The organism is Streptomyces sp. NBC_00104, assembly GCF_045160825.1.
Taxonomy (GTDB): Bacteria; Actinomycetota; Actinomycetes; order Streptomycetales; family Streptomycetaceae; genus Streptomyces.
The window spans coordinates 2353950-2375296 of record NZ_CP108215.1 but is presented as its reverse complement, the minus strand read 5'-3'; the positions used below and the strand labels follow the sequence as shown (position 1 = coordinate 2375296).

Annotated in this window: 14 protein-coding genes and 2 pseudogenes; 12 read left to right on the top strand and 4 right to left on the bottom strand. The window is 68.3% G+C overall.

The genetic code is table 11. The annotated features are described in order from the left end of the window. The first annotated feature begins 56 nt into the window (after positions 1-56). From OG272_RS10265 to OG272_RS10235, 7 genes and pseudogenes are all read left to right on the top strand, one after another. The gene (locus OG272_RS10265) at positions 57-1265 is read left to right on the top strand and encodes a DUF5685 family protein (protein WP_405893127.1); all 1209 of its coding nucleotides are present in this window, start codon (positions 57-59) and stop codon (positions 1263-1265) included. Between the two features lie 471 nt (positions 1266-1736). Then, complete coding sequence (locus OG272_RS10260; protein WP_405896005.1) at positions 1737-3503, top strand: FAD/NAD(P)-binding protein; 1767 nt, start codon at positions 1737-1739, stop codon at positions 3501-3503. A 389-nt stretch (positions 3504-3892) separates the two neighbouring features. Continuing rightward, positions 3893-4999, top strand: coding sequence for an LLM class flavin-dependent oxidoreductase (locus OG272_RS10255; RefSeq protein ID WP_327730414.1), 1107 nt, complete (start codon positions 3893-3895; stop codon positions 4997-4999). A 128-nt stretch (positions 5000-5127) separates the two neighbouring features. Beyond that, a pseudogene (locus OG272_RS10250) lies at positions 5128-5333 on the top strand (hypothetical protein); the annotation flags it as partial. A gap of 463 nt (positions 5334-5796) precedes the next feature. After that, on the top strand, positions 5797-6699 hold the full coding sequence (locus OG272_RS10245; RefSeq protein WP_326583849.1) for a S1 family peptidase: 903 nt from the start codon (positions 5797-5799) through the stop codon (positions 6697-6699). Between the two features lie 246 nt (positions 6700-6945). After that, on the top strand, positions 6946-7815 hold the full coding sequence (locus tag OG272_RS10240; protein WP_326585889.1) for a slipin family protein: 870 nt from the start codon (positions 6946-6948) through the stop codon (positions 7813-7815). A gap of 507 nt (positions 7816-8322) precedes the next feature. Then, positions 8323-9402 (top strand): S1 family peptidase, encoded by a 1080-nt coding sequence (locus OG272_RS10235; RefSeq protein WP_327730415.1) that lies wholly within the window; start codon positions 8323-8325, stop codon positions 9400-9402. 74 nt (positions 9403-9476) lie between these two features. Here the strand turns inward: OG272_RS10235 and OG272_RS10230 are convergent, their stop codons facing one another. Next, complete coding sequence (locus tag OG272_RS10230) at positions 9477-10568, bottom strand: DUF3533 domain-containing protein (RefSeq protein ID WP_327730416.1); 1092 nt, start codon at positions 10566-10568, stop codon at positions 9477-9479. 184 nt (positions 10569-10752) lie between these two features. Here OG272_RS10230 and OG272_RS10225 point away from each other — a divergent pair. From OG272_RS10225 to OG272_RS10205, 5 genes and pseudogenes are all read left to right on the top strand, one after another. Beyond that, positions 10753-12522, top strand: a pseudogene (locus tag OG272_RS10225) (PHP domain-containing protein); the annotation flags it as partial. Between the two features lie 110 nt (positions 12523-12632). Further along, positions 12633-14090, top strand: a complete 1458-nt coding sequence (locus tag OG272_RS10220; RefSeq protein WP_405893126.1) for a site-specific integrase — start codon at positions 12633-12635, stop codon at positions 14088-14090. Next, positions 14090-15793 (top strand): hypothetical protein, encoded by a 1704-nt coding sequence (locus OG272_RS10215; protein ID WP_405893125.1) that lies wholly within the window; start codon positions 14090-14092, stop codon positions 15791-15793. Before OG272_RS10220 ends, OG272_RS10215 begins: the two co-directional genes overlap by 1 nt. Beyond that, positions 15790-17958, top strand: a complete 2169-nt coding sequence (locus OG272_RS10210) for a site-specific integrase (RefSeq protein ID WP_405893124.1) — start codon at positions 15790-15792, stop codon at positions 17956-17958. The genes OG272_RS10215 and OG272_RS10210 overlap by 4 nt, the downstream gene beginning before the upstream one ends. Continuing rightward, positions 17955-18404 carry a hypothetical protein gene (locus tag OG272_RS10205; protein ID WP_403466450.1) on the top strand — a complete coding sequence of 150 codons (450 nt, stop codon included), beginning with the start codon at positions 17955-17957 and terminating at the stop codon, positions 18402-18404. The genes OG272_RS10210 and OG272_RS10205 overlap by 4 nt, the downstream gene beginning before the upstream one ends. A 43-nt stretch (positions 18405-18447) precedes the next feature. Here the strand turns inward: OG272_RS10205 and OG272_RS10200 are convergent, their stop codons facing one another. From OG272_RS10200 to OG272_RS10190, 3 genes are read right to left on the bottom strand one after another with little or no spacing between them, the layout of a single operon-like run. After that, positions 18448-19905, bottom strand: coding sequence for a UvrD-helicase domain-containing protein (locus OG272_RS10200; protein WP_405893123.1), 1458 nt, complete (start codon positions 19903-19905; stop codon positions 18448-18450). 9 nt (positions 19906-19914) lie between these two features. Next, the gene (locus OG272_RS10195) at positions 19915-20418 is read right to left on the bottom strand and encodes a hypothetical protein (protein ID WP_405893122.1); all 504 of its coding nucleotides are present in this window, start codon (positions 20416-20418) and stop codon (positions 19915-19917) included. Beyond that, the gene (locus OG272_RS10190) at positions 20415-21299 is read right to left on the bottom strand and encodes a DUF6083 domain-containing protein (RefSeq protein ID WP_405893121.1); all 885 of its coding nucleotides are present in this window, start codon (positions 21297-21299) and stop codon (positions 20415-20417) included. The genes OG272_RS10195 and OG272_RS10190 overlap by 4 nt, the downstream gene beginning before the upstream one ends. Between the last annotated feature and the right edge of the window lie 48 nt (positions 21300-21347).

The following is a 21347-nucleotide window of genomic DNA, read 5'->3' as shown; positions in this document are numbered from 1 at the left end:
ACGATGCGGCGACTCCGGCGAGCGCGCGGAGACACGGGGAGCCACGGGGGAGTGTCGTGTTCGGAATAGTGAGGCCCTGTAGCCATCGGCTGGGTGAAGGGCTGCGGACGCAATGGATGGCGCATCTGTGCGGGCTCTGTCTCGCGCTGCGCGGAGACCACGGGCAATTCGCCCGGGTTGTCACTAATTACGACGGTCTGCTGGTCTCGGTTCTGACAGAGGCTCAGGCCGAGCGCACCACCGACTGGCGGCGCACCGCCGGCCCCTGTCCGCTGCGCGGGATGCGCACCGCCTCCGTCGCGCAGGGCGAGGGCGCGCGGCTCGCCGCCTCCGTCTCGCTGGTGCTCGCCTCGGCCAAGGTGCGTGACCATGTGGCCGACGGGGATGGAATGCTCGCGCGCAAGCCGGTGGCGCGCGCCGCGCGCCGGATCGCGACGAGTTGGGGGCGCGCGGGGGCGCGTACGGGATCGGACATCGGGTTCGACACGGCGGTGCTGGTCGACGCCGTGGACCGGCAGCTCGGCATCGAGGCGCTCGCCGGGCCGGGCACCCCGCTCCTGACGGTCACCGAACCGACGGAGACGGCGACCGCGGCGGCCTTCGCGCACACCGCGATCCTGGCCGGCCGCCCCGGCAACGCCGAACCGCTCGCCGAGGCCGGGCGCCTCTTCGGGCGGCTCGCTCATCTGCTGGACGCGGTCGAGGACCGGGCCGCCGACGCCGCCGCCGGCGCGTGGAACCCGCTGACCGCCACGGGCACCTCCCTCGCCGAGGCCCGGCGGCTCGCCGACGACGCCCTGCACGGCATCCGGCTCGCCCTGCGTGAGGCCGACTTCGTGGACGGCAAGCTGGCCCATCTGTTGCTCGTGCACGAACTGCGCAGGTCGGTGGACCGGGCGTTCGGGGCGGTGCCGGCGTGTTCGGCGCATCAGCAGGGTGGGGCGCCGGTGCCGGGGAATCCGTACGCGGGCGCGGCCGGGGATCCGTACGCGGGCGGTGGGAATCCGTACGCCGGAGGCGGTGGGGCTCCTTCGGGTGGTGGTCATGGCGGTGGTGGCGGAGGCTTCGGTGGGGTGCCGTCGCCGCAGCCACCGCAGCGGCGGGGGTTCTGGGCGGGATGCGGGATGTTCTCGCTGCTGTGCTGCACCTGCCAGTTGTGCTGTGCGAAGGAGTACGAGGGCCCCTGGTCCCGGAAGAAGCGCGAGGGCTGCTGCCGGGACTGTGACTGCTGTGAGGCGTGCGAGTGCTGCGGGTGTGACTGCTGAGACGGCAGCCGGGCGTGATCGGGCAAGCGGGGAACGCGAGGGGAGGGGTGCGCGTGTGAAGGCCGGGAGAGAACGCGAACGGCGCCCCTCGGAATCGGGGCGCGCAGTGGGGTCGGGTCAGCTCAACAGGACGAGGACCACACTCGACCGAAGTCGATGTGGGAGCGCGTGACCAGCCACTGCTGCGGATGCATGGGGTTAAGTGGAACAGGCATCCGATTGTGCGTCAACCGGCCTGAGACGTAGCGCTCACAGTTCGGACCACCTTGACAGCGAGGGGAAAGTCCGCCGTACTCTCGGCGCAGACCGTTGCTGAGGGGCTCGGTCGCCCGCGTCCACTCCCACGGACGCGCTCCGTGTGAAGGCACCCGTGTTCGACTCGGACATCACGGAGCCCTTCGCATGCCGTCTGCCTCTTCTCCTCACCCCTCCCTTTCCCCCCTGTCCCCGCTTTCCGTGCGGCCGTCCCTGGTGATCGTCGGGGCCGGGCCGCGTGGTACCGGACTGATCGAGCGGCTCGCCGCCAACGCCGGTGAGTTGTATGGGGGCGTGGGCTTCGACATCCATCTCGTCGATCCTCATGCGCCGGGTGCCGGGCGTATCTGGCGGTCGGACCAGTCGTCGTTGCTGTGGATGAACTCGCAGGCCGAGGACATCACCATGTTCACGGACGAGACGGTGCGGATGGAGGGGCCCGTGCGGGAGGGGCCCACCCTGCACGAGTGGGCGGGCCTCGACGGGCGGGTCTTCTCGGACCGGCGGACCCAGGGCGAGTATCTGCGCTGGGTGCACGAGAGTGCCGTGGCCGACCTGCCCGAGGGGGTCACCGTCCACCACCACCCGCTGCGGGCGCTGCGGGTCAGTGGTCCGCGTGAAGGGCGTCAGCAGGTGTGGCTGGAGGGGCGCCCGCGTCCGCTGCTCGCGGACCTCGTCGTCCTCGCGCTCGGTCATCTGGACGCCGAACTCAAGGACGAACAGCGGGAATTGGCGGAGTACGCCCGCGCCCACGGACTCGTCCATCTGCCGCCCGACTTCACCGCGGACAGTGACCTGTCTTCGCTGGCCCTCGGAGAGCCGGTGCTCGTGCGGGGCTTCGGGCTCGCCTTCGTCGACCTCATGGTGCTGCTGACGGAGGGGCGCGGCGGGCGGTACGAGGGGGACGCGGCGGACACGGACGGGGAGGTGACGTATCACCCGTCCGGGCGGGAGCCCGTGCTGTACGTCGGGTCGCGGCGCGGGGTGCCGTACCACTCGAAGATCGGGTACGAGCTGGAGGGGGAACGGCCGCCGCTGCCGAGGTTCTTCGGCCCGGCCGAGGTCGACGAACTGCTGCACAGAGTGGGCGGGTTCGACTTCCGGCGTGATGTGTGGCCCTTGGTGGAGAAGGAGTTGGGCTTCGCGCACTACCACCGGCTGTTCACGGCTCATCCCGAGCGGACGGCCATGGCCTGGGCGGACTTCGAGGAGAAGTACGCGGCGATGGACGCGGGGGAGCGGGCGGTGCTGGTGGCGTCGGCGGTGCCGGACGCGGCCGACCGGCTGGACCTGGCCGCGCTGGACCGTCCGCTGGAGGGGGTGCGGTACGGGTCGTACGAGGAGTTCCAGGACGGCCTGCGCGGCTATGTCGCGGCCGACCTGTCGCGCCGTCACGACCGGTCGTTCAGTGCTGACCTGGGGATCTTCTTCGGGCTGTTGTCCGTCTACGGGCAGTTGATCCGGCTCGGTGACGTCGGGTCCTGGTGGCACGGGTTCTTCAGCTACCTAGCCTCCGGGCCGCCCGGGCCCCGGCTGCGGCAGATGCTCGCCCTGTCACGGGCCGGCGTCCTGCACTTCGTCGGGGCGGACATGGGCGTGACCGCCGAGGGCGGGGTGTTCCGGGCGTCCAGTGCGACCGTGCCCGGGGAGTCGGTCGAGGCGAGGGCGCTGGTCGAGGCGCGGTTGCCGGAGCCGACGCTCGCGCGGGTCCGCGACGGGATGCTGCGCGAGCTGTACGAGGACGGGGGCGTCGTCGAGACGGCGGAGGGGCTGGTCGCCGTCGACGCCGCGGACGGGCGTGTGCTGGACCGGTCCGGGCGCCCCCACCCTCGACGCTTCGCCCTCGGGCCCTACACGAACAGCCGTACGCCGGGCGCCTTCACCCGGCCGCGAACGGGTGGCCCCGCCTTCCGGCAGAACGACGCGACGGCTCGGGCCGTCCTCGCGTTTCTGTGCGACCTGGGGTGCCGCGCGGCCGCGTGAGGGGTGCGGGATGAGGGGTGGGCCGACAGGGGGTTGCGGCCGTTCGCGACCGCCGGGCGGCGACGCCGTGGCGGATCGCAGTCGTGGCGGATCGCCGTCGCGGCGGAGGAGAAGGGCGAGGCGGGGGGCGGAGAGAGGGTCTCGTCCAGGTCGAGCCGATGGTGGCGGTGAGGTGAGGTGAGGGGGCTGGTCTTCGCGTCGAAGACCCTCTTCGGCCCGTCCGCGAACGGAGCGAAGACCCTCTTCGGCCCGTCCGCGAACGGAGCGAAGAGCCTCTTGGGCCCGTCCGCGAACGAAGTGCCGGGGTCGGGGAATTGAGTGGGTTTGCGTAAGTGTCGGGGCGGGCGTCCCCGGGGCGTGTGGTCGGAGTGGTGGAGAGGTTGGTCGGTATGGGATCGGCGTACGGGCGAGGGCGATTGCACCTGGCCGCGGCCATTGATCAGCAGGCGGTGTGCGGCGTGGGGGCGTTTGTCGAACTCGCTCGGCTCGCGGAGCGTGGCGCGCTGGATTTCGTGACGGTGGGGGATGCGTCCGGGCGGCCGGGTCCGGGGCCGGAGGCGTTGGCGGTGTCTGCGCGGGTGGCGCCGGAGACCGCGCGGATCGGGCTGGTGCCGGTCGTGGCGACGACGCACACCGAGCCGTTCCGCGTGCGGGCGGCCGTGGCGACGCTCGACCGGGTCAGCCTGGGACGGGCCGGGTGGTGGATCGAGGTGTCGGGCACGGAGGACGGGGCCCGGCCGTTCGGGCGGCGGCGAGCCGGGTCCGGCGACGTGCTGTGGGGGGAGGCCGGCGAAGTGGCCGATCTGGCCGCCCGGTTGGGGGACAGCCGGGAGGGCGACGCCGGGATCCGGGAAGTCGGGACCGGGCGCTTCGTCGACCGGGAGAAGGTGCGTCACGTCGACTTCGAGGGGGTCGAGGGCATCGGGCTCTCCGTCCGGGGGCCCTCGATCGTGCCCCGGCCGCCGCAGGGCCATCCGGTGCGGGTCGTCGACGCGACCGAGGAGGACAGTCGCGGGACCGCCGCCCGGTACGCGGATGTCGCACTCCTGCGGGTCGCCGACCCGGCCCACGCCGACACCGTACGGAAGGAACTGCGGGACGCGGCAGCCGGGTTCGGGCGGGACCCCGATGAGCTGCGGGTTCTGGTGAGCCTCCGAGTGGATCTCGGCGGTGGTGAGTACGCGGCCGAGCCGGGGCACGGTGGGGGAGGTCCGCGCCAGTCCGCGCACGGTCCGCTGTACCGGGGCGGGCCCGTCGACCTCGCCGAGCTGATCATCGCCTGGCACCGGGCCGGGGCCGCGGACGGTTTCCACCTCGTCCCCATCGAACCGCACCGTGACCTGGAGCGACTCGTCAACGGGACGGTGGCCTTGCTCCAGCACCGCGGACTGTTCCGCACCTTCTACCCGGGCAGCACGCTCCGGGAACACCTCGGCCTCGCCCGGCCGGCCCACCGGTACGCCGTGGCAGGGGGAGCGACAGGGGGAGCGTCGTGACCGTACGGGCACCGAAGCGGGTCCAGGTGCATCAGCGGCGTACTTTCCCGGTGTCCACCACACCTCCGTCCAGGGAGCGAAAGGGAGTGAAGCCGGAGGGCCGGAGGCGCTCGCCGCCGTGGGGGGAGGAGTTCGTGCGGGCCGGTGCCGCCCCGACGGCCGGCCGCCGGGGCGGCCGTCGGCCGGTGGCGGTCATCCTCGTCCCGCATCCGACGCCCGGCGGGCTCGACGACTTCGTGGACCGGTCGTGCCGCTGCCCCAGGAGAGGGGGTGTCTTCCGTACGGAGTACCGGGCACGACGCTGCGCTCGCACCTCGGACTGCCCGAGCCCGTGCGGCGGACCGAACCGGGTCGGGCTCGGGCCCGTGCGGCGGGACCGACCGGCCGAACGGCCCAACACATGACTTCCGGACACCCCCGGGCGGTGGACCCGGATACTCCGACCGGCCGCCTCGGGCGGTGTCCGCGGTCGCGTCCGACGATAGTGGTGATCGAAGCTTCCGGGCCCTGCGGCCTGCTCCGACGACCCGTCAGCCGATTCCTCCGGGAGCCGATCAGGATTCACACACAACCCCCACATATGGCCTGGTGGAATCAACTGTCGTGGAAGGAACGCCGGTTGGATTCCGAGAGGCCGAAAGGCACCCTTGCGTGGGTCGGCGGTACGGCCGAATACTTCCCCCCAGCGCCTTGTCAGGGGCACGGCGTGTCCGGAATCCGGACCGATGCCCCTGATCTGCGCCTCACGGGCCCCGACCCCACGCGGGCCCCCGACTTCCCTTTGGAGGGAACGACTAGTGAGGATCAAGCGCACCACCCCCCGCAGCGGTATAGCGAGACGGACCCGGCTGATCGCCGTGACCGCCGGACTCGCGGCCGCGGCCGCCGTCACGGTCCCCACCGCCAACGCGGCAGGCACCCAGACGTTCAGCGCATCCGAGCTCAAGAGTGCCAGCTCATCGGTACTCAAGGCCGATATCCCGGGCACCGCCTGGGCCATCGACCCGGCGACGGACAAGGTCGTCGTCACGATCGACAGCACCGTCTCCCAGGGCGAGCTCGCTCAGATCAAGGAGGCGGCGGGCGAGAACGCCGGCGCCCTGACGATCAAGCGGACCCCGGGCAAGTTCAACAAGTTGATCAAGGGCGGGGACGCCATCTATGCGAGTAGCTGGCGCTGCTCCCTCGGCTTCAACGTCCGCAGCGGGAGCACCTACTACTTCGTGACGGCCGGTCACTGCACCGACGGCGCGGGCACCTGGTACTCCAACTCCGGCCGCACCACGGTCCTCGGCCCGACCGCCGGGTCGAGCTTCCCGACCAACGACTACGGCCTCGTGCGCTACAGCAACACGACCATCGCCAAGGACGGCACCGCGGGCAGCGTGGACATCACCAGCGCGGCCACCCCGAGTGTCGGCACCAATGTCATCCGCACCGGCTCCACCACCGGTACCCGTACCGGACGCGTGACCGCTCTCAACGCGACCGTGAACTACGGTGGCGGCGACGTCGTCTACGGCATGATCCAGACCACGGTCTGCGCCGAGCCCGGCGACTCCGGCGGCCCGCTCTACGGCAGCAACGGCGTGGCGTACGGTCTCACCTCCGGCGGCAGTGGCAACTGCACCTCCGGTGGCACGACCTTCTTCCAGCCGGTCACCGAGGCCTTGAGCGCGTACGGCGTCAGCGTCTACTAGGCCGAACGGGAACCGGCGCACTTCCCCCCGGCACCGGCCCCACCCAGCTGCGGCCAGCAGCAGGAGAGCCCCCGCACGCATGATGTGCGGGGGCTCGCCCTCGTTCGGGCGGCGGGGTTACCTTCGAGATGCGTGCGGGTGCGCGCCGAGGCGCGTGCGCCGCCCGTGAGTACTCCCTCTCATACGCCCACGGACGCCCACGGAGTACTCCCTCTCATACGCCCACTTCGGACCCTGGGGGCCGTGATGGTCGAGGAGCTGGTGACGGCGGGGGTGGCCCTCGCGTCCGTCGGCGCGGTGTACGTGGTGTCGGCGGCACGGGTCGTGAAGCAGTACGAGCGGGGGGTGGTCTTCCGGCTCGGCCGGCTGAGGCCGGCGGTGCGTGGGCCCGGCTTCACGATGGTCGTGCCGTTCGTCGACCGGCTCCAGAAGGTCAACATGCAGATCGTGACGATGCCGGTGCCCGCGCAGGAGGGCATCACGCGGGACAACGTCACGGTGAGGGTGGACGCCGTCGTCTACTTCAAGGTGACCTCGGCGGCGGACGCGATCGTGCGGGTGGAGGACTACCGGTTCGCCGTCTCCCAGATGGCCCAGACCTCGCTCAGGTCCATCATCGGCAAGAGCGAGCTGGACGATCTGCTCGCCGACCGGGAGAAGCTCAACCAGGGGCTGGAGCTGATGATCGACAGTCCGGCGGTGGAGTGGGGCGTCACCATCGACCGGGTCGAGATCAAGGACGTGTCGCTGCCCGAGACCATGAAGCGGTCCATGGCCCGGCAGGCCGAGGCCGACCGGGAGCGCCGGGCCCGGGTCATCAACGCCGACGCCGAGCTGCAGGCCTCCAAGAAGCTCGCGGAAGCCGCCAAGCAGATGTCCGAGCAGCCCGCCGCGCTCCAACTGCGGCTGCTGCAGACCGTGGTGGCGGTGGCGGCCGAGAAGAACTCCACGCTCGTCCTGCCGTTCCCGGTGGAGCTGCTGCGGTTCCTGGAGCGGGCCCAGCAAGGGGCTCCGCCGGCTCCGGGGGTATCCCAACCGCCGCCGCACAGTGCGCCGCCGCCCCATGCTGTGCCGCCGCCGCCCCATGCCGTGCCGCCGCCGCACGGCGCGCCGTAGTCGGTGAGTCGTCTGCGGGCCGGTGGGGCTTCTCGCGCAGTTCCCCGCGCCCCTGAAAAGCCGGGGCTGCGCCCCTGCCTTTTTGCGACGATGTTCCGCCGTGGCCGCCCGCCATGGCCGCCTGGCATGCCCCAGAAGTCGATGCGGAAGCAACTGCCGCCCCACGAGACCCGTTTGAATCCGGACCTCCGTGGGGCGATTTTCAGACAGGACTAGACCTCACCCGTTGCGTAGGAGGTCGTTGCTTCCTGTGTTTGCAGTGTGAATTCCCGTGGCCGAGCGGTGGGGCGTTACCGGACGGTAATGACATAGGGGGCGTGCGCCCTCGTCGTGTGCTCGGCCTGAAGTCGACCTTGTGTGCCCCCTGCGCGCCTAGGAATAGTTGGCGCCGCACAGTTGGCATGGACGCGGCGTTTTTTATCGTCTGTCGCCTCCTTGCCCGTACGCCTTCCGGTCGAACGGGGCCCTCACGCCTCTGTCGGCCAACCCCCCACAGGAGGACGTAAGTTGAAGCACCGACGCATACCCAGGCGCCGTGCCGTCGTGACGGGTGCGGGCATCGCCGCACTGGTCGCCGCGGGAGTGACCTTCCAGACTGCGAACGCGAGCGAGACCGCGCCGGCCCCCACGCCGAAAGCGCTCTCCATCACGGCGGCCGGAAAGCTCGCCCTGACCCTCGACACGGACCTCGGCGCCGACGCCGCGGGAACGTATTACGACGCGAAGAGCAAGCTCCTCGTCGTGAACGTGCTCGACGAGGCCGCCGCCGAGACCGTCGAGGCGGCCGGGGCCAAGGCCCGCATCGTCGAGAACTCCCTCGCCGAGCTGAAGAGCGCCCGGACGACCCTCAAGGCGGACGCCACCATCCCCGGCACCGCCTGGGCCACCGACCCGACCACCAACAAGGTCGTCGTCACCGCGGACCGCACCGTCTCCAAGGCCGAGCTGGCGAGACTCACGAAGGTCGTGGACGGCCTCGGGGCCAAGGCCGAACTCAAGCGCACCAAGGGCGAGTACAAGCCCTTCGTCGCGGGCGGCGACGCCATCACCGGCGGCAGTGGCCGCTGCTCCCTCGGCTTCAACGTGGTCAAGGGCGGCGAGCCGTTCTTCCTGACGGCCGGTCACTGCACCGAGGGCATCTCCACGTGGTCCGCCGGCGGCCAGGTCATCGGCGAGAACGAGGACTCCAGCTTCCCGGGCGACGACTACGGCCTGGTCAAGTACACCGCGGACGTCGACCACCCCAGCGAGGTCAACCTCTACAACGGCTCCACCCAGGCCATCTCCGGGGCCGCCGAGGCGACCGTCGGCATGAAGGTCACCCGCAGCGGCTCGACCACCCAGGTCCACAGCGGCACGGTCACCGGCCTCGACGCCACCGTGAACTACGGCAGCGGCGACATCGTCAACGGCCTCGTCCAGACCGACGTCTGCGCCGAGCCCGGCGACAGCGGCGGCTCGCTCTTCTCGGGCGACAAGGCCATCGGCCTCACCTCGGGCGGCAGCGGCGACTGCACCTCGGGCGGCGAGACCTTCTTCCAGCCCGTCACCGAGGCGCTGTCGGCGACCGGTACGCAGATCGGCTGAGGTTCGAAACGCCGGAAGGCCGAGGAGCCGGAACGTCGAAGAGCCGGAAGGCTGAGGAGCCGGAAGAGCGAGGCTCACGCTTCGGACGGCGCCTCGGAGGGTGCTTCGGAAGGCCGAGGCGCACGCTCCGAAGGTCGGCGCTCCGGCTTCTTCTTCAGGGCCGCCATCACCACCGTGATGGCGGCCCCCGCCATTGCCCAGGCGGAGAGCACCAGCAGCGGGCCGGTGATGTCGTTGCCCTCGAAGTAAGCGATCGAGCGGGCCGCCCACACGCCCGCGCCCGGTGGCAGCGCCGGGCCGATCGCCGCCCAGAACGGTGGCAGCAGTGGCGGTGGCAGCGCGCCGCCCGCGCTCGGGTTGCCCGCGATCACCACCAGCAGGACGGCCACCCCGATGCCGGCGATGCCGAAGACGCACTGCAGCGCCAGCGTGGCCGCGCCCACCGCGAAGACGACCAGCGCCCCCAGCCCCCACAGGGCCGCCACGCTCCCCGGCAGGGCCCCCAGGACCGGCCCGGCGATGACCGCGCCGCCGAGTCCGCCGAGGATCGCGAACAGCGCCAGGGCGGCCAGCCGGATCACCCCGCGCCGGATGTTGGTGGGCCGCGCCCCGGCGCTCATCGCCAGCGCCGACGCGCACAGATAGCCGCCCACGCACCAGCCCACGACCAGATAGAAGGACGTGAGCCCGTTGGCGTCGCCGGTGCCGGCCGGGGCCACGTCCACCGTTCGTAGCGCGCGGCCCTCGGACCTCTCCAGCCCGGTGACGAGCGTGGCCAGCGCGCCCGCGAGGGTCCGGCCGCCGCCGGAGGCGACCAGCAGGGTGTCGGTGGTGCCGGCCGGGTCGATCAGCAGGGCGCCGTCGATCTCCCGGTCCACGATCCGCTCGCGCGCCGCCGCCCGGTCGGCCACCGTGCGCGGGTCCAGCGGCTCGCCCGGCAGCCGCTCCAGCCGGGTCACCGCCTGTTCGGCCGCCGCGGCCCCCGGCGCCACCACGCCGAACGGCACGTCCCTGAGCTTCGGACTGTGCAGTGCCCCCACGTACGAGGCGATGAACAGAAGCTGCAGGGCGAGCACCCCGATGACGAGCAGAGTGGCCCGCGGGGTGACCCCGTCCTTGAGTTCGTCGACGAAGGATCTGCGGGCGGGATCGGCCGTCTGTGTCATGTCCCCACGGTCCGGTGCGGGTGGCGTTTGCGCAGGTGGGATGGGGCCGAATGGTCATCGCACAGAAGTTCGAAAAGTGGTCTATGGTGGAGGCGGGAAGGCTGTGAACTGATGTTCGAGTCGAGTGTTTGACCGGCCCGGTGATCGATCGGGTCGAGTGGTTGATCGAGTGCGGGAGGTGCGTGTGCCGGGGTTCACGCATCTGCACACCGTCTCCGGGTTCTCCCTGCGCTACGGCGCCTCGCACCCGGAGCGGCTGGCCGAGCGCGCCTCCGAGCGGGGGATGGACGCCCTCGCGCTCACCGACCGGGACACCCTCGCGGGTGCCGTCCGGTTCGCCAAGGCCTGCGCCGGGGCCGGGATCCGCCCGCTGTTCGGGGTGGACCTGGCGGTGGAGGTGCCCGCCGCCGCCGTACGACAGGCGCGGCGACGTGCTCCCGTGCGCGGGGGTGCCTTCATCGACGAGTCGACTCCTCGGGTGACGTTCCTCGCGCGCGAGGGCGCGACCGGCTGGGCCGAGCTCTGCAGAATCGTTTCGGCGGCGCATGCGGGCGGCGGACCGGGCGGGGGCAGAAGCGAGGTTCCGCCATTGCTGCCCTGGGCGGAGTGTGCCGCCGAGGGCCTGACCGTGCTCCTCGGCCCGGCCTCCGACGTGGGGCGCGCACTGGCCGCCGGGCGCCCCGACCGCGCCGCGAAGCTCCTCGTGCCCTGGCGGGAGAGGTACGGCGACGCCCTGCGCCTCGAGGCGATGTGGCACGGCCGCGAGGGCACCGGCCCCGGTTCGCTGCGGCTGGCCGCTCGCACCGTCGGCTTCGCGGCCGAGCAGCGCGTACGGCCCGTGCTCAGCAACGCCGTCCGGTACGCCGACCCCGGCATGGGCCCGGTCGCCGATGTGCTGGACGCGGCCCGGCGGCTCGTCCCCGTCGACCCCCGGGGTGAGCTGGACTCCGGGGAGGCCTGGCTCAAGGGCGCGGACGCCATGCTGGCCGTCGCCGAGCGGGTCGTCGAGGCCGCCGGGTACCGCCGCGACACCGCGCACCGCCTGCTGGAGCAGACCCGGGCCACGGCCGCCGAGTGCCTGGTCGACCCGGAGGACGACCTGGGCCTCGGCACCGTCCACTTCCCCGAGCCGCGTCTCGTCGGCGCGGACCGCCGTACCGCCCAGAGGGTGCTGGCCTCACGGGCGGCGGCCGGGATGGTGCGGCACGGCTACGACACCCGGCGCGCGTACTGGGAGCGGATGCACCAGGAGCTGGACGTCATCGCCTATCACGGCTTCGCCTCCTACTTCCTGACGGTCGCCCAAGTCGTCGACGACGTGAGGAAGATGGGCATCCGGGTCGCGGCGCGCGGCTCCGGCGCCGGCTCCCTGGTGAACCACCTCCTGGACATCGCACACGCCGACCCCGTCGAACACGGTCTGCTGATGGAGCGGTTCCTGTCCAAACGGCGGGTCGCGCTGCCCGACATCGACATCGACGTGGAGTCCGCGCGGCGGCTGGAGGTCTATCGCGCGATCATCGACCGGTTCGGCACCGAGCGGGTCGCGACCGTCGCGATGCCGGAGACGTACCGCGTCCGCCACGCCGTCCGGGACGTGGGCGCGGCCCTCTCCCTGGACCCCGCCGACATCGACCGGATCGCCAAGTCCTTTCCGCACATCAGGGCGCGGGACGCGCGGGCGGCGCTCGAAGAGCTGCCCGAGCTGCGGCAGTTGGCGGGGGAGTTTCAGCGGGAAGGAGCGAAGTACGGCCGGCTGTGGGAGCTGGTCGAGGCGCTCGACGCCCTCCCGCGCGGAGTCGCCATGCACCCGTGCGGGGTGCTCCTCTCCGACGCGTCCCTGCTCCGCCGTACGCCGGTGATGCCGACCAGCGGCGAGGGGTTCCCCATGTCCCAGTTCGACAAGGACGACGTCGAGGACCTCGGGCTGCTCAAGCTCGATGTGCTGGGCGTTTTCGCCGCTTACTTTGTGTGTCGCTATAAGTACCTGAACAGGCACTCGAGTGAGGCATCGAATCTCTTGTTCTATGCATTTCCTCGTGTGTCATAAGTACGCTGGGGCGCATGCTGCTTGAGAGGTTCAACGCGGCCGGGTGGGAACAGTGGGACGTTCCACGGCTTCCGGCGATCCCTGACGGGATGCCGATCTTGGTTGACGACGATCTACTGTTCGCCGACGGTGTCTCGCGGCGTCCGGCCACGGTGGTGAACCGATGGCTTAGGGACTTGCCGAATAACAAGGTTGCCTCGGCTGGAAGTTGGTGGGCATACGGGCGAGCTGTGAAGGCTTGGATGGAGCACCTGCATGTCCATGGAATCGAATTGTTCGACACGCGTGTCCGATTGAAAGACGCGTTGAGTACTTACGCCGCTTTTCATGAGTCCGGCCCGATCGGCGAGCGTTGGCAGGCGACTTATTGGAACCAGCAGGTAAGTATCCTGTCCGGTTTCTACCAGTGGGCGGTCGCCGAAGCCGGAGTCAGTGCCGTTCCGTTCACCTACAAGCAGGCAACCGCTGCGTTTGGTGGTACCAAAACCACGGTGATGACGAACCTGGCCACGAGGCGGGTCGGGAAGCCTCATGTGACGGTCCGCTACCTGGAACCGGAGTTCGAGGATCTTTTCCTCAAGGGGCTGGGGGGACTTGGTCCCGATGGCGCTGCGGATATGAACTTCCACGGCCGGGAGTTGTCGAGGAATGGCGCGGGTGGGGCGTTGGCCTTGGGGACGGGGATGCGTCGTAGGGAATTCAGCATGCTGCTGGTCTACGAACTTCCCGCGTTGCCAAGGCGCCCGACCGAGGTGCCGATCGAGTTCCCCGTGCCGGCACCACTCGCGAAGGGGCGGAAGTTCAGGCGGACTTGGATCACTTTCGAGGACCTTGAGCGGGTGCACGGACATGTCCGCCTGGACCGGCAGATGACCGGAGTCGGATCTACGTGGACGCCCCCGCGGTCGTGGGGAGAGCCTTTGCACGTGACCGAGCCGGATGTGCGCGGTGGCCGGGTGAACGGCACTCGCGTCCTGTGGGGTGCGCTGACGCCGGCTGAACGTATGAGACTCGTTGCCCCCGAAGGTGGTTCGTGCCTGCTCTGGCTCAAAAGCCGCGGAGCCCCGTTCACCGCTTGGTCCACCGTCTTCGAACGAACCTCCCAGCGAATCGCCAAACGATGGGACCCGCGGTTTCCCCACGTGTATCCGCACCGGTGCAGGCACACGTTTGCCATGCGGACCCTGGAAAAGCTCGCGCGTGGCTACTACGCGAGTGCCGCCCAACTAGGTTCGGGCGACGCAGATGCGGTGTGGCTGCACTTCCTGACTGCCAATGAGCCGTTGCTGATTCTGCGCGATCTTCTTGGCCACAGCAGCGTCCTGACCACGGAAATGTACGTCAAGCGCCTTGATGTGTCGCGCATTTATAAGCAGGCATATGCCTCCTCATATGAAGCCCGTGCAAGTTCGCATCAACTAACCAAGGCAGAAATTGAAGTAGAAGCCGAGTTCAAAGAGGAGGGCGACTGATGCCCGCACGTTTGGTGAAAGCCCCGCTGGGCGTGACCTGTACCTTCAGCAAGGGCCGCATCAGATCGCTGACTATCACACTCGCGGAGAGCTACCAGGGTGCTCTTGCCGAAGACCTTTTGAACGGGCTCGTTTCCCTCGTCCATCCGCATGGCCGGGTCGATTCCGCAGGGTTGGTGAGGGACTATGTTCTGTCGATCAGGCTCATGGTCGATGCGTTTGGTGGACGGACTCCAGGCGGCGCGCGGGATTTGACCGTTGCGATGCTTTCCGAGTTCTGGCTCTCGCATTCCAATCGAGCCGAGCGGCATACCAGGGCCATGCTTCTCGGGTTGGAAGAAAGCGGGGCTGGGCTGCGGAGCGAGGCGCAACGGTTCGCGGAGGGAAGAAAGTTCAATCGTGTGAGCCGGTCGGAGCCGCTCGCACCGTATACGGAGGAGGAGTGGGCCGCCCTGCAGGCAAGATGCCAGGAGATCGTCGATGCCGCCTATGCCGACCATCAGGCTGCCCTGCAGGAGTTGGAGGCGACTGACGGATCCGTCCTGCTGGAGCCAACGCCGGCAGGAGTGCTGCGGCTCCTCGCCCGAAATGGTCCAGCTACCACCGGGGAGATCTGTAAACATTTCGGGATCAGAAACTCGGTGAGGCAATCGGCCCTGCAGGTCGGACCAACAAGTGTGCGGTTGTTCCCATCTGTGGAGACAACTTTCGCCTACCGGACCTTGTTCGCTGCGCGTAGTGGAATCGTTCCAGACGGCATCGAGGATTTGGGGCTTGGGGACATCGATTGGGCGGGAGATAAAACCGTCCTGCTCAATTACTTCAAGGGGCGCACCTCGCGCGAGAGCAACAACCTGCCCAAGCCGGCCGTAACCATCCTCCAGCAGTGGCTGAAGCATTCTGAGTTCCTGCGGAACTTCGCTAGCCCCGAGACGCGCGGAGCTTTGTGGATCCGATGTAGACGAGGTGCACCGGGCCTGATCATTTCGAGACCCATCCGCAACGCGGAGTATCTCCGGCTCCAGAGCCTGCGACTACCGGTACGAGTGTCAGCGCCACGAGTGCGCACGACGTTCGAAGCGCTACGGGACCGTAGCCACTGGCACGGCAGCGACAGAGCAACCATCGACCCCAACCATTCGCCTCAGACGGAGGCGGAGCGGTACGTGGGCAAGCCGACTCCCAAACAGCGCGACTTGCTGGACTCCGTCATCGAGGACGGCCAAGGCGACATGCTGAAGCGGGCACGCATTCCGCTGAGGGTGGTGACTGCGCAAGACGCAGCGGAAGCCGCACAGCAGCTGCCGCAAGTTGTAGCAGATCTGCAACTGGATGAGACCGTGATCGCTGAACTGGTAGGCGTGGAGCGTGACGTGTTCGCTGCCTCCTGCGTGGACATCTTTGCTGGCGTGTTCGGGCCGAAGGGTAAGCCGTGCCCGGCACGCCCGTGGGTGTGCCTGGCCTGCCCGCTGGCCGTATTTGCGCCCCGCCATGCGGTAAACCTTCTGCGGCTGAAGGGATTCTTTACAGAGCAATGGCGGCAGATGCCGTCAGGTGAGTTCATGCGGCATTTCGGCTACTACTCCGCCAGGGTCGACGAGGTGATTCGCAGGTTTGAAGTCGGTGTCATTGACTGCGCCCGTCGGTGCCTGGAGACGGAGCAGAGTGCGCTGCCTCTGCGTCCTGAGGAGACAACAGCATGAAGCATGAAATCGAGACCGTCGCTGTACGGCAATCGATTTTCGCAGGTCTTTGGGTGTGCGCGGAGGCCGATCTGCCCATGCCTGCTGGTGTACCTGGGCCTTGCTTTGACGACGACATGTGGGATTTCGCTGATGTCGTGGGATTGCCAGCCCAATGGGGAGCGTCCGAATTACGCTTTAACTTCCATAACGTGGAGAACCCGGTATGGCGTTTGGTAGCGAAGGAGTACAGCTTCGCATTGATGGCGCCCACCCATCCGGCAGTTGCCCATCTGCCGCTTGCGTACCGCACAGCACGGAGCATCCGCACCTGCTCTGCCAAGTTCGGGCGCCTGGCGGGCTGGCTGAATTGGCTCAGCCGCAACGGTGTGCTCTCCCTTGCTCAGGTCGGCGACCGAGAATGCGATGGCTATCTGATTGAGGCCCGCAAAGTTCGAGACCGTAACACTGGCGCTGTGGTGCGCACATCTGGAGACGGCGAGGTACGCGCTACAACCAGACCAGTCATCGAGCTGGCTTTTTATGGCGGCCTCTTCCCGGATGACGCCTACGCGGAAGGCTATCTTCCCTGGAAGGGCAGGCATCCGGGCACTGTTGACGGAACCTCGGATACGTGGACGGCGTACCGTACTCCCGAGGTGGAAGACGAACTGCTACGCCCGTTGCTGGCCGCCGCCCTGTACGTGACGGAGCACATCGCGCCGCGGATCGTCGAGCTGCGCAAGCAGGTACCCGATGAGGCACCGGCCTCAGGGAATCGGTACCCAAGAAAGCCGCCGATCCGGGAGTTCCAACAGCTTCTCCAGCGGTACGTCCGGTCCGGGATTCCGCTCCCTCAGATCTACGTCGCAAAGGTCGTTGAACGGCTCAATGATGGCTGGTCAGCAGAGGACCCGTTGCTGTTGCTGTCGTTGTCGCATCTGGCGAGGGAGGCGGGTTTCCGGCAGTTCCGTCGCCCCTGGCTCGATGAGTTGCGGCCGCTCTTCGAGGAAGCCGTAGACCAAGTAGGTATCGAGTACCCCTACGGGCGGGACGCGGAGCTCATCAGACGGGCAGATGGGGAGGGCGAGGTTCCTTGGACAGATCCGGTATCGCCCCGGGACGTCGCTCTCCAGATGCCCATGCTGGTTTGGGCAGCAGCGGTGATCGTAGTGGCTGCTGTGGCTGGCATGCGGTCGTGTGAGTTGATGGAATTCGAGCGTGATTGCTGTTTGCCGCCTGAAGAGCGTGCTCCGGGACTTTTTCGCTATCGCGTCCAGGGGAAACTGATCAAGGGGCAGAAGTTGGGCGGAGTTCGTGACGAGTGGGTCGTGGTGAAGGAGGTGTGGGACGCTATGAGGACTGCAGCAGCTGTGACTCCCACCCGTGAGCGGGCCGGCCGAATCTTCGGACGATTCGCCTTTGACTCATGGTCCAATCAGTTTCGCGCCTGGGTCAACGGGCACGCTGGACGTCGTCTCGGACTTGATCCGATCCCGGACGGCGCGGTCACGTTGAGGATGCTGCGGCGGACGCTCGCTGTGGAGATGGCATACCGGCCGCACGGGCTGATGGCGACGAAGTTTGCACTGAAACATCTGCATGCGACCACGACCGAGGGCTACACACGCCGCCCGGGTGGCGCCCAGGGAAAGTTCCTCGCCGAGGTCCAGAGCCTGGAGGAGACCCGCAACGTGGAGATCCTCGTGGAGGAGTTCGAGAACTTCCAGGACGGAATCATGCCCGCCGGCCGGGGAGCGACTGAACTCGTGACGTTCTTCGAGCACATCGACGAGCTTGTGAAGGAGCACGCGGCGGACGAGACGAATGTGCTCATGAACGATACCGAGATCTTGGGGCTGATGCGCAAACGCGCGAGCATCCTCCACGTTGGGCTGGCGAACTACTGTTGGTTCGCCGATCCTTCTCGGGCGCTCTGTCTGATCCTGGCCGGCTCCACGGACACGGATCAGCCCCTGATCGGGATGTGCGACTCGGCCCGATGCCCGCAGGCAACCCATCACCAACGACATCGGCCTGTATGGGCCGAACACGAACGTAAGCAGAAGGTTTTCCTCGGGCAACTCGGTGTTACGCGCAAGCTGGAGGGCCCGCGCCAGCAGGCCGAACTGGAGCGGACTCAGCGTGTCTTGGCAGAGATCGACGCCGCAGGAGCGGATACGTGAGGATCACAGCCGAGCAGAGGCGGCAGAACGAGGACCGGATCCGCGCCGCCATGGATCGCTTGCTGCGAGGCGAGATTCCAGCCGGTGGCAGGTGCGACGTACAGACTCTGGCGGCCGAAGCTCAAGTGGCGCGGGCCGCGTTCTACAGCGGTCGCCCGTACGAGCATCTGCGCAATGAGTTTGAGCGCAGGTTGGCTGCCTTACGTGAAAGCGGGGCGATCCCCGACCCGAGGGACGCGCAGATCGCCCGCTTGAAGGAGTCGATCGCGAAATTGAAAGAGCGATTGGCCGTCAGCGAGGCGAAGGAAACCGAGCACGACAGCTTCCGTGAGCTGGCTCTGTCACGACTGGCCGCCCAGCATGACGAGATCGAACGGCTTCGGGAGTTGCTGAACGTCAGTGGCGCAGTTCTACCGCTCGTTGGGAGGGTTCCGGGTCAGAAGTGATCAATCCTTACTGAAGAAGGCTCGCCGATTATGAAGAGCGTACTTACCCCACTGGATGGGCGTTGATCCAGGAGAGACCACCGAGATCGAGTCGGTGGCGTGCGCGTGTGACGGCGACGTAGGCGAGGCGGGCGTCGGTGTCGGTGATCGGTTCCGGCACCGGCTGTCCCTGAGCATCGAGTTGGTCAGTGTCCTTGGGCGGTGGGAAGTCGTCGCCGATCTTCACGGTGGACCATTCGCGCCCTTTCGCTTTGTGAGCCGTGGATACGGTCACGTCGGCGTGCTCCTCGTCCGTGAGTTCATCGACCGCGGCGAGGATCGCATCGGGACCGTGCGTGTCGACGAGGTCGACGAAGGGCTGGAGGTCGCCGCCGGCAGGGTCGTAGACCGCGTAGTCCTGGACATCGCCCCAGGAAGAGAAAAGGACGAGTTCGGGGTGGTTGGTGCGACGTCCTTCCTTGAGATCGCGAGCCGCCAGCGCCAGTGCGGCGAGCGTGTGCCCACCACGGGTGAGTGCTACGCGGTGGCCTTCGGACAGTAGTCGCATGACTTCAGCCATGGCGCCGATGTTGGTGCGGCACAGCACCGCATCTGGGTGGGCGATGTCGCCGACTTCAGTGGGGATGATCTCGCTGCCGGTCAGGCGGATGGGCGCGTCGGCGAATTCGAGCCAGCGGTTGGCCTCGGTGGCGAGGAGGGGGCCGAAGCGGAAGGAACGCGACAGCATGAGGGCGGTGGCGTCGAAGTCGGTCATCACGTCGCGGGCGCCGCGCCAGCCGTAGATGGCCTGGGCAGAGTCGCCGACCATGACGAGTTGGGCGTGGGCGCGCTGGGTGTTGAAGACCTGTTCCAGTACGGGGTTGGTGTCCTGGGCTTCGTCGAGGAAGAGGAAGTCCGCTTCGATCTTGGGTTGGGTCAGGGCCCACATCTTCAGGTAGTGGTCGTGTTCGAAGCGGACCGCGCCTTGGTCCGGGTTTTGCAGGTCAGTCCAAGCCTTGGCTGCGAACGGTAGGACTGTGTCGGCGAGTTGGGTGTGTTCGGCGTGCGTCCCCAGGCAACGAAGTTGCGGTACATGGTGGCGGGCCAGCGCGCGGTCGGCTGAGTAGCAGAAGCGCGTCACGGTGCGTAGCACTGTGTGGGAGAGCGTCTTGTGGCTGATCTCGTGTTCGCCGATGCGGGTCGGCCGGGTGATGCCAAGGGCCTGGCCGGTCTTCCAGGCAGGCTGACGGGGGCCGTTGAGTCGGCTGGCATAACGGTGGCCGAGTGCTGCGTATGCGGTCGCATGGGCAGTCCTGCACGTCACCGTACGTGGGAAGCGTGTGGCGGCGTCGCGAGCGATGTCCTTGTTGAAGGCGAGGTAGCGGCCACGTCGTTTGGTGCTGGCGGCGAGCATCGTGAGCGTCGTGGTCTTGCCTGTTCCGGCTCCCGCTTGCAGGACGAGATGGCGTCCTGCTTGGAAGGCGTCGGCGGCTTGGACCTGCTCGTCGGTCGGTGTGGGCACAAAGGCTCCTCAGGAAGGGGTGGCGGAAGGCTTGCCGCCTGGTCGGCGGTTGTGATGGTTGATGAGAGTGCTCGCTGCGCAGAGCAGCAGTTCTTCCGGGCTGTGTTGTGCCAGCAGCGCTTCCAGCTGGGTCGTCAGATGGCGGGCGCGCTCTTCTTCGTGCCGAGCAACGGTGTCGGTCACGGTCTTTCTCAGGAAGTCCCGGGGCCGTTGACCGCAGGCTGCCGCAGCCTGTCGTAGGGCAGTTCGGGCAGTGTGGCTGAGAGCGAGGTTCAGCAGGACACAGCCCTGCCGGTCCGGGTAATGACTGGTCAGTACATCGATGGGCAGCACAGCATCGAGTCGATGCCGAAGTGCTCGCAGCGCGCGCCCAGGAGTCTTCGCGCGCTGCAGAGTCAGCAGTCGGGTGTGGTCGGTGTTACTCGCCAGAGTTACAACACGACGAGCACGACGCAGCTCACAGTCGGTGGCGGGCCGAGTCAGGGTGATCTCAATCGCATGATGCGCGGTCACGACTGCGTGGCCCTCCTGCTCCGGCCGGCAGGCCCATGAGGTCGGGCGAGTGTCGGTAGCCGGGTGTGGATGTGCTCGTGGTGGATGAGCGGATCGAAGGACTCCCACTCGGTCACTGTCACATCGGGGGCCGCGGGAGTGACGGCATGCTCGGGGCAGCGTTGAGCCCTCCACCGCAGTTGCTCGGCATAAGGCAGACCGGTGACCGCGTAGACGGCCATTGCCGCGCCGGGCAAGGGAAGTTGGCCGTGCGTTGTGATGGTGGGCACGAGAGTCCACACGCCCGCCCGGGTCTCAGGTGTGAGCAGTGGACTCGTGCAGCGGTGGCGGCGTCGAGCCTGGGCGACGCACTGGATCTCGTCCACCGGTCGGTTGGCGAGGTAGCGGACGTACAGAAGCTGCACGACAGGACGGGCCGGCCGGCAGGTAGTCGTCGGTGGGGCTTGGGTGTTCGACAGGGCGGAACGGGGAACGAATGCTCCGCTGTCGATCAGGCGCCGGCTGTTGACCGCCAGAGCGCGGCGCAGTCCTGCCAGTTCGGGTACGACCGGAAGGGCGTCGTGGGCGGGGCACAGCATGGCGTGCGGCAGGCGGCACCAGCCACTGCCGTCGCCTGCGGGATGAGCGACACCGCAGCTGACGTGCCAGTGGCAGGTAGCGGGCACCTTCTCGGCAGGCAACTCCTGAGGATGCAGGCGGATGGGCCGCTCGCCGGTGCGGTGGTACCACTCGACTCGGTTGCCGCAATCCCGGCAGCGGTCACTCTGACCGCACCGCAACAAACGGCTGGCGCTATCGCCGTCTACGCGTAGGGAACGCCTCGCGCGAACATGGACGAAGCTGCCGTCCCAACGACGTGGGGAAGGGGGTGTAGATCGCATGCGGGTGAACCTGCCAGCCGACACGCCATTCAACCGGCGTCACTACCG

Bases quoted from the DNA above. Each gene is read 5' to 3' on its own strand.
- OG272_RS10220 (WP_405893126.1), top strand. From the start codon at position 12,633: ATGCTGCTTGAGAGGTTCAACGCGGCCGGGTGGGAACAGTGGGACGTT.
- OG272_RS10215 (WP_405893125.1), top strand. From the start codon at position 14,090: ATGCCCGCACGTTTGGTGAAAGCCCCGCTGGGCGTGACCTGTACCTTC.
- OG272_RS10190 (WP_405893121.1), bottom strand. From the start codon at position 21,299: ATGCGATCTACACCCCCTTCCCCACGTCGTTGGGACGGCAGCTTCGTC.
- OG272_RS10255 (WP_327730414.1), top strand. From the start codon at position 3,893: ATGGGATCGGCGTACGGGCGAGGGCGATTGCACCTGGCCGCGGCCATT.
- OG272_RS10210 (WP_405893124.1), top strand. From the start codon at position 15,790: ATGAAGCATGAAATCGAGACCGTCGCTGTACGGCAATCGATTTTCGCA.
- OG272_RS10240 (WP_326585889.1), top strand. From the start codon at position 6,946: ATGGTCGAGGAGCTGGTGACGGCGGGGGTGGCCCTCGCGTCCGTCGGC.
- OG272_RS10230 (WP_327730416.1), bottom strand. From the start codon at position 10,568: ATGACACAGACGGCCGATCCCGCCCGCAGATCCTTCGTCGACGAACTC.